At 70.8% G+C, this 8,454-nt stretch carries 10 protein-coding genes and 1 pseudogene; 3 read left to right on the plus strand and 8 right to left on the minus strand.

All coding sequences use genetic code 11. The annotated features are described in order from the left end of the window. The 3 genes and pseudogenes from R6V09_RS39585 to R6V09_RS39595 all read left to right on the plus strand — a co-directional run. A pseudogene (locus R6V09_RS39585) lies at nt 1-132 on the plus strand (ribokinase); the annotation flags it as partial. After that, on the plus strand, nt 129-1,334 hold the full coding sequence (locus R6V09_RS39590) for a CaiB/BaiF CoA transferase family protein (RefSeq protein ID WP_317886321.1): 1,206 nt from the start codon (nt 129-131) through the stop codon (nt 1,332-1,334). The pseudogene R6V09_RS39585 and the gene R6V09_RS39590, both read left to right, overlap by 4 nt. After that, entirely contained in the window at nt 1,331-2,143 is an 813-nt protein-coding gene (locus R6V09_RS39595) for an HpcH/HpaI aldolase/citrate lyase family protein (protein ID WP_317886322.1), read from the plus strand. The genes R6V09_RS39590 and R6V09_RS39595 overlap by 4 nt, the downstream gene beginning before the upstream one ends. Before the next feature lie 57 nt (nt 2,144-2,200). On the opposite strand, the gene lgt is transcribed toward R6V09_RS39595, so the two are convergent. The 8 genes from lgt to R6V09_RS39630 form a co-directional block, all read right to left on the minus strand. Beyond that, a complete protein-coding gene (lgt, locus tag R6V09_RS39600) occupies nt 2,201-3,175 on the minus strand; it encodes a prolipoprotein diacylglyceryl transferase (protein WP_317886323.1) in 975 nt (324 codons plus the stop codon). Between the two features lie 103 nt (nt 3,176-3,278). After that, nucleotides 3,279-4,058 (minus strand): DsbA family protein, encoded by a 780-nt coding sequence (locus R6V09_RS39605; protein ID WP_317886324.1) that lies wholly within the window; start codon nt 4,056-4,058, stop codon nt 3,279-3,281. 90 nt (nt 4,059-4,148) lie between these two features. After that, on the minus strand, nt 4,149-4,964 hold the full coding sequence (gene trpA / locus R6V09_RS39610; protein ID WP_317886325.1) for a tryptophan synthase subunit alpha: 816 nt from the start codon (nt 4,962-4,964) through the stop codon (nt 4,149-4,151). Then, the gene (gene trpB / locus R6V09_RS39615) at nt 4,961-6,244 is read right to left on the minus strand and encodes a tryptophan synthase subunit beta (protein ID WP_317886326.1); all 1,284 of its coding nucleotides are present in this window, start codon (nt 6,242-6,244) and stop codon (nt 4,961-4,963) included. The genes trpA and trpB overlap by 4 nt, the downstream gene beginning before the upstream one ends. 59 nt (nt 6,245-6,303) lie before the next feature. After that, nucleotides 6,304-6,519, minus strand: coding sequence for a tryptophan biosynthesis modulator TrpM (gene trpM, locus R6V09_RS54750; RefSeq protein ID WP_442810222.1), 216 nt, complete (start codon nt 6,517-6,519; stop codon nt 6,304-6,306). A gap of 22 nt (nt 6,520-6,541) precedes the next feature. Then, a complete protein-coding gene (trpC, locus tag R6V09_RS39620; protein WP_317886327.1) occupies nt 6,542-7,351 on the minus strand; it encodes an indole-3-glycerol phosphate synthase TrpC in 810 nt (269 codons plus the stop codon). A 125-nt stretch (nt 7,352-7,476) separates the two neighbouring features. Further along, nucleotides 7,477-7,932 carry a DUF2752 domain-containing protein gene (locus R6V09_RS39625; protein WP_317886328.1) on the minus strand — a complete coding sequence of 152 codons (456 nt, stop codon included), beginning with the start codon at nt 7,930-7,932 and terminating at the stop codon, nt 7,477-7,479. Between the two features lie 111 nt (nt 7,933-8,043). After that, nucleotides 8,044-8,292, minus strand: coding sequence for an HGxxPAAW family protein (locus R6V09_RS39630; RefSeq protein WP_317886329.1), 249 nt, complete (start codon nt 8,290-8,292; stop codon nt 8,044-8,046). Nucleotides 8,293-8,454: the final 162 nt, after the last annotated feature.

Below are 8,454 nucleotides of genomic sequence, written 5' to 3' on the forward strand. Positions count from 1 at the left end.
CTCGCCGAGGGCCGCCCGACGCGGGACGCGCTGGGATGGGCGGCAGCGGCTGCGGCCCTGTCCGTGCAGCGGCCCGGGGCGACGGCGTCGATGCCGTTCCGCGCGGAGATCGACAAGCAGTACGCCTCATGACCGAGACGACGACCACAACTCCCCTGTCCGGCCTGCGCGTTCTCGACCTCGCGACGCTCTTCGCCGGCCCCCTCGCCGCCACCATGCTCGGCGACTTCGGCGCCGAGGTCATCAAGGTCGAGCACCCGGCCAAGCCCGACCCGTCCCGGGGCCACGGCCCCTCGAAGGACGGCATCGGCCTGTGGTGGAAACTCCTCGGCCGCAACAAGCGCACCATCACCCTCGACCTGTCGAAGCCCGGCGGACGCGACACCCTCCTCCGCCTCGCCGCCACCGCCGACGTGATCATCGAGAACTTCCGCCCCGGCACCCTGGAGAAATGGGACCTCGGCTGGGCCGAACTCTCCGCCGCCAACCCGCGGTTGGTGCTCGCCCGGGTCACCGCCTTCGGCCAGTTCGGGCCCTACGCGCACCGCCCCGGCTTCGGCACCCTCGCCGAGGCGATGAGCGGCTTCGCCGCGATCACCGGCGAACCGGACGCGCCCCCGACGCTCCCGCCGTTCGGCCTCGCCGACTCGATCGCGGGCCTGGCGACGGCGTACGCGGTGATGACGGCCCTGGCGGCCCGCGACCGCACCGGCGAGGGCGGCCAGGTCGTCGACATGGCGATCATCGAACCCATCCTGACCGCGCTGGGCCCCCAGCCCCTCTGGTACGACCAGCTCGGCCACGTCCAGCCGCGCACCGGCAACCGCTCCCAGAACAACGCCCCCCGCAACACCTACCGTACGGCGGACGGCAGTTGGGTCGCCGTCTCCACCTCCGCCCAGTCGATCGCCGAGCGCGTGATGCGCCTGGTCGGCCGCCCGGAACTGATCGACGAACCGTGGTTCGCGACCGGCGCGGACCGGGCCCGGCACGCCGACATCCTCGACGCGGCGGTCGGCGACTGGATCGCGCAACGCACCCGCACCGAGGTCCTGGCCGCCTTCGAGAAGGCGGAGGCGGCGGTGGCCCCCATCCAGGACGTAAGGGACGTCATGTCGGACCCCCAGTACCAGGCCCTCGACACGATCACCACCGTCGACGACCCCGAACTCGGCCCCCTCCGCATGCAGAACGTCCTCTTCCGCCTCTCCGCCACCCCCGGCGCCATCCGCTGGCCCGGCCGCCCCCACGGCGCCGACACGGACACCGTCCTGACCGAACTCGGCCTGACAGACACCGAGTTGACGGCACTCCGCCGGGAGGGCGCCCTGTGACCCCCTTCCCCCTGACCTGGCTCTACGTCCCCGGCGACCGCCCCCCGATCGTCGCCAAGGCCCTCGCAGCCGGCGCGGACGTGGTTGTAGTCGACCTGGAGGACGCGGTGGCCCCGGACCGCAAGGACTACGCCCGCGCGGCCACGGCAGAGCTTCTCTCGGAGCCCCAACTCAACGTCCACGTCCGCGTGAACGCCCTCGACACCCCCTGGGCCGCCGACGATCTCCGCACCCTCACACCCCTCCCGGGCGTGTCCGGCCTACGGCTCCCGAAGATGACGTCCGCGCAGGAGGTCATAGCCGTAGCGGAAATGGCCCGCGACCTCCCCCTGTACGCCCTCCTGGAGACAGCCCTCGGCATCGAGCGGGCCTTCTCGATCGCCGTCGCCCACCCCGCCCTGCACGGCATCGCGCTCGGCGAGGCGGATCTACGGGCCGACCTGGGCGTACGCGACGACGCGGGGCTCGACTGGTCCCGCTCGCGGGTGATCGTCGCCGCCCGGGCCGCGGGCCTCGCACCTCCGCCTCAGTCGGTCCACCCGGACATCCGCGATCTGGACGGGCTGGCGGCCTCCTGCGCCCACGGCCGTGCCCTCGGCTTCCTGGGGCGCGCGGCGATCCACCCCCGTCAACTCCCGGTGATCGAGAGCGCCTTCCTCCCGACCGCCAAGGAGATCGAACAGGCCGAGACGATCGTCAAGGCGGCCATGCGGGAGGAGGGCGCCCAGGCCCTTCCCGACGGGCAGTTCATCGACGCGGCGGTGGTGGTGGCGGCACAGAGAACGCTCGCGTTGGCGCGCCGCACCTGAACACGACGAGGGCGCCCCGTCAGTGACAGGGCGCCCTCATCGTCGTAGAACCGGCCGTCAGCCCTTCTTCGCCGACTCGGCCTCGTCCGCCTTTACGTCCACTTCGTTCTCTGCGTCGGCTTCCTTGACGTCCGCGTCTTCCTTCGGCTCCTCTTCCGAGGCCGCCGCGCTGTCGTCAGCGTCTGTTTCACCGTCGGAGGCATCCGCGTCCGCATCCGTGTCCGGCTCGACGACCTCTTCGCGGCCCGGGCGCTTCTTCGCCGAGATCACGAAGTAGACCACCGCGAGGATGAAGACGATCATCGCGGTCCAGTCGTTCAACCGCAGGCCCAGGAAGTGGTGGGCGTCGTCGACGCGCATGTACTCGATCCAGCCGCGGCCCACGCAGTAGGCGGCGACGTACAGCGCGAACGCCCGGCCGTGGCCCAGCTTGAAGCGGCGGTCGGCCCAGATGACGAGGAAGCCGACGCCGACGCACCACAGGGACTCGTACAGGAAGGTCGGGTGGTAGTAGCCCGGTACGCGGCCGTCCGTCGAGGACGTGATGTGCAGTGCCCAGGGGAGGTGCGTCTCGCGGCCGTAGAGCTCCTGGTTGAACCAGTTGCCCCAACGGCCGATGGCCTGGGCGAAGGCGATGCCGGGGGCGAGGGTGTCGGCCCAGGCGGGCAGCGGGATGCCACGGCGGCGGCAGCCGATCCACGCGCCCACCGCGCCGAGCGCGATCGCGCCCCAGATGCCGAGGCCGCCCTGCCACACCTTGAAGGCGTCCACCCAGTCGCGGCCCTCGCTGAAGTACAGCTCGTAGTCCGTGATCACGTGGTACAGGCGACCGCCGACGAGGCCGAACGGCACGGCCCAGACAGCGATGTCGGCCACCGTCCCGACCTTGCCGCCGCGGGCGACCCAGCGTTTGTTGCCGAGCCAGACGGCGACGAAGACGCCGATGATGATGCAGAACGCGTAGCCGCGCAGCGGAATGGGGCCGAGGTGGTAGACCCCGCGCGACGGGCTGGGAATGTAGGCAAGTTCCATGGCAGGGTCGACGCTACCGTGCCGGACCGCGACCACGGCAAGCGGCCCGGCTACGGCTCCATAACGGGCCGGTATGAAAACCGGCCCGCCCGCTTACCCCGCGCTACCCCTTGTTCGCCGCCTGGACCAGCTGCTTCAGCTTCGCCGGGGTCATCGTCTGGTCCGCGTAGATGTTCTTGCCGTCGAAGAGGACGGTCGGCGTACCGGTGAATCCGCCGGCCTGGAACGCGGCGGCGGACTTCGTGACCCAGCTGTCGTGCGTACCGCTGTTGACGCACTTCTGGAAGGCGGGCGTGTCGAGGCCGCTCACCTTGCCCGCCAGCTCGATCAGCTTGGCGTTGTCGGCGAACGCGTCGTCCGTCTCCTTGGGCTGGTTCTCGTACAGCACGTCGTGGAAGTCGCGGAACTTTCCGGCGTCCTGGGCGCAGGCCGCCGCGTTCGCCGCGCGCTTGGAGCCGCTGCCGCCGAGGTTGCCGTCGATGATCGTGACCAGGTGGTACTGCACCTTGAGCTGCCCGGAGTCCGTCAGCTCGTGGAGTGTCGAGCGGTACGCCGTCTCGAAGGCCTGGCAGGCCGGGCAGCGGAAGTCCTCCCACACCGTGAGCGTCGGCTTGGCGCTGTCCTTGCCGACCTGGATCGCCAGGCTGTCCTTGCCACTCGCCCCGGAGGGCGCCACGACCGGGCCCGCCTTGCTGCTGCCGCTGTCGTCCTTGCCGTGGTTCGCGGCGAGGACGCCGATCACCGACGCCAGTCCCAGCACGCAGACGACGCTCGCGGCCACGATCAGCGTGCGCCGCCGCCTCTCCGCGGACTTCTGCTTCTCACGCTCTGCCGCCAGCCGCTCGCGGGCGGTGCGCTTTCCGTCACGGTTCTTCTCGCTCACACCCCGCAGAACGAACCGGGGAGGCGCAGCGCGCCTCCCCGGTCCCAGGTCCACCCATATGAGGGACGGTTGTTCCTTTGCGCCTATGCGCTACGCCTGTCCGCGCACGCCCTTCGCCAGCTCGCCGGCGAGGGCGCGGACCGCCTCGACGCCGGCCGCGTCGTCCGGCGCGTCCAGCATCCGCTTGACGAAGGCCGAGCCGACGATCACGCCGTCCGCGAAGCGGGCCACCTCAGCGGCCTGCCGGGCGTCGGAGACACCGAGGCCGACACACACGGGCGTGTCGGTGGTGGCCCGGGTGCGCTCGACGAGGTCCTGCGCCTGCGCGCCCACGGACTCACGAGTACCCGTGACACCCATCAGCGAGGCGGCGTAGACGAAGCCGGTGCCGACCTTGGTGATCTCGGCGAGGCGCGCGTCCTTGCTGCTGGGCGCGACCACGAAGACCGTGGCGAGCCCGTGCTTCTCCGCGTGCTCCCTCCACAGCCCCGCCTCCTGGACGGGCAGGTCGGGCAGGATGCACCCGGCGCCGCCCGCCTCGGCCAGTTCGGCGGTGAAGCGCTCGACGCCGTAGCGGTCGATCGGGTTCCAGTACGTCATGACGAGTACCGGCTTGCCGGTCGCCGCGTGCGCCTCCCGGACCGTGCGCATGACATCCGCGATCTTGACGCCGCCGCGCAGGGCGATGTCGTCGGCGGTCTGGATGACAGGGCCGTCGAGCACCGGGTCGCTGTGCGGCAGGCCCACCTCGACGATGTCCGCGCCGCCGTCGAACGCGGCCTTGACCGCCTCGATGCCGCCGTCCACGGTCGGGAACCCGGCCGGGAGGTAAGCGATGAGCGCGGCGCGTCCCTCCGCCTTGGCGGCGGCGAGGGTGTCGGACAGCAGCTGAATGTTCCCGCTCACTTGGCGTCCCCCTCGATCTCGGCGGTGTCGGCCGCGTTGGCCGCGACCTCGGCGTCCGTCTCGTACAGGCCGAAGTAACGCGCGGCCGTGTCCATGTCCTTGTCGCCGCGCCCGGACAGGTTGACGACGATCAGCCCGTCCTTGCCCAGCTCCCTGCCGACCTCCAGCGCACCGGCGAGCGCGTGGGCGCTCTCAATGGCCGGGATGATGCCCTCCGTACGCGACAGCAGGCGCAGGGCCTGCATCGCCGCGTCGTCGGTGATCGCGCGGTACTCGCCGCGGCCACTGTCCTTGAGGTAGGAGTGCTCGGGGCCGATGCCCGGGTAGTCCAGACCGGCCGAGATCGAGTACGGCTCGGTGATCTGGCCCTCCTCGTCCTGGAGGACGTAGGACCGGGAGCCGTGCAGGATGCCGGGCTCGCCCGCGGTGAGGGTCGCCGCGTGCTCGCCGGTCTCGACGCCGTGGCCGGCCGGTTCGCAACCGATGAGGCGTACGTCCGCGTCCGGGATGAAGGCGTGGAAGAGGCCGATGGCGTTCGAGCCTCCGCCGACACAGGCGATCGCCGCGTCGGGGAGGCGTCCGGCGCGCTCCAGGATCTGGCGGCGGGCCTCGACGCCGATCACGCGGTGGAAGTCGCGGACCATGGCGGGGAAGGGGTGCGGGCCCGCGACCGTACCGAAGAGGTAGTGGGTGCGGTCGACGTTGGCGACCCAGTCGCGGAACGCCTCGTTGATCGCGTCCTTGAGGGTGCGGCTGCCGGACTTCACGGCGATGACCTCTGCGCCGAGCATGCGCATCCGGGCCACGTTCAGCGCCTGGCGCTGGGTGTCGATCTCGCCCATGTAGATGGTGCATTCGAGACCGAAGAGCGCGCAGGCGGTGGCCGTCGCTACGCCGTGCTGGCCGGCGCCGGTCTCCGCGATGACCCTGGTCTTGCCCATGCGCTTGGTGAGCAGGGCCTGGCCGAGGACGTTGTTGATCTTGTGGGAGCCGGTGTGGTTCAGGTCCTCGCGCTTGAGGAAGATCCGGGCGCCACCCGCTTCCGCGGCGAAACGGGGTACTTCAGTGAACGCGCTCGGCCTGCCGGTGTAGTTGACGAGGAGGTCGTCCAACTCGCGGGCGAACTCCGGGTCGTACTTGGCCTTTTCGTACTCGACTGCCACCTCGTCCACGGCGGCTACGAGGGCCTCCGGGATGAACTTGCCGCCGAAGGCGCCGAAGTAGCCTTCGGCGCTGGGGATTTGACCGTCGGGGTCTGGGATGAAGAACTCGCTGGGCATGCGGAAACCTCACGGTGAGTGTTTGGAGAGACACCAAGCGCCGTGGGGGCGGGGGTTGTTCAGATGGCTGCGGGACCGCTGTGGCTGGTCGCGCAGTTCCCCGCGCCCCTAAAGGCCTGCTGCCATCGCATGCCGTTCACTTGCCCGGGTTCGTCTCCGATGACGTACCGCACTCTGCGGCCGTGCACCCGGCGTGCGGGCGCACGGCAACCACGGGGGCGGCAGCCGCGCGCCAGGCGGGCGTACCGGTCCGTGGGTGTCAGTGTGAGCGTCATCGGAGGAAACCCTACCGGTTGATCAGCTGCGGCCGTGGCGCAGTGCGGGGTGCTCCCCCGCCGCTACCAGATCCGACACCGCCGACTTCGGGTCGCGGCCGGTGACCAGGGACTCGCCCACCAGGACCGCGTCGGCGCCGGCGTTGGCGTAGGCGATGAGGTCGTGGGGGCCGCGGACTCCGGACTCGGCGATCTTGACGATGTGGGCCGGGATCTCGGGGGCGACGCGCTCGAAGGTGCCGCGGTCGACCTCAAGGGTCTTGAGGTTGCGGGCGTTGACGCCGATGATCTTGGCGCCGGCGTCGACCGCGCGGTCGACCTCGTCCTCGTCGTGGACCTCGACGATCGGCGTGAGGCCGATCGACTCGGCGCGCTCGATGAGGGACTCCAGGGCGGGCTGGTCCAGGGCCGCGACGATCAGCAGCACGAGGTCGGCGCCGTAGGCCCGGGCCTCCCAGAGCTGGTACGAGGTGACGATGAAGTCCTTGCGGAGGACCGGGATGTCCACGCGGGCGCGGACGGCCTCCAGGTCGGCCAGGGAGCCGCCGAAGCGGCGCTGTTCGGTGAGGACGGAGATGACGGCTGCGCCGCCCGCCTCGTAGTCCGCGGCGAGGCCCGCCGGGTCGGCGATCGCCGCGAGCGCGCCCTTGGAGGGGCTGGAGCGCTTGACCTCGCAGATGACCTTGACGCCGTCGCCACGCAGGGCGGCGATGCCGTCCTTGGCCGCGGGTGCCTTCGCCGCGCGCTCCTTGAGCTCGTCGAGGCTGACGCGCGCCTGCCGTTCCGCCAGGTCGGCACGGACTCCGTCGATGATCTCGTCGAGCACACTCACGCGAGCGGCCCCCTTCCGGACGGTGAAAAGCAATGGTCACATCTGACCTTGATGATATCCGGAGGAAGGCGTAGGCCTCGCATCCGGTTGACGCCGGTCCCACTACCTGGACATCCGTCGGTTGATCAAGGATGTAGCCAGCCACCGAACGGCAGGTTCCGGACAACCGTGAAGACCAGCACCAACGCGCCCAGACCCCACAGCTGGACGCTGCCGAGTTCGACCCGCACCGGCCGGCCGCGCGCCGCACGGACCACCCAGACGGTCCATACGACCGTGAAGGCCAGATAGCCCACTACGGCGATCGCGTTGTCCTGGAGCGCGGCGAGGAAGTCCCCGTGGATGAACTCGTGCGCGCTGCGCAGTCCGCCGCAGCCGGGGCAGTACAGGCCGGTGAAGCGGTACAGGGGGCAGACGGGGTAGTGGCCGGGCTGGTTCGGGTCGACCGTGCCGACGTAGGCGAACGCCCCCGCGACGGCCGCCAGGACGCCCGCGGGCACGGCTACGCGGTTCAGCACGGAGGCGGAACCGGGGGTGCGGGTCTTCGGCATGCTCCGGCTGTCGGCGTTCACGTCTCGCATTGTGCCCCCTGGTCCCCTCGTGCGGCACGCGCGCGTGAGGGGCGGCCCCGGGTGCCGTTGCACCGGGGGCCGCCCCTCGACGAAGTGATGGCTGACAGCAGCTACGGCTGCTCAGCTGTCGGCGTGCGCCGTCTTGCCGAGCAGCTCGGTCAGGTCCTGGGGACGGTCCTTGGGCATGCCCATACCCATCGCGCTCATGACCCAGCCGACAATGCCGCCGATGACCGTGATCGCCATTCCGGCCCAGAAGCCGACCGGCTGCGCCATGACCATGAAGGCGCCCGCGACCAGGAAACCGATGAAGATGATGGTGGTACCGGTCCAGGCGGCCAAAGTGTGACCGTGGCTGTTGCCCGCCATGACGTGCTCCTCGTTGCTGTGTGCGTGTGTGAGCAGACGCTCGCGGCTCATTGTTCCGCACGCGTGCGGATGCGGTGCTCCGGGGTGGCCTCGCGCGCGGCGCGCCAGCGCCCCAAAGGGGCGCGGGGAACTGCGCGACCAGCCACGACGGCGCCGCAGCCG

It is taken from the genome of Streptomyces sp. W16 (assembly GCF_033194735.1).
GTDB lineage: Bacteria > Actinomycetota > Actinomycetes > Streptomycetales > Streptomycetaceae > Streptomyces.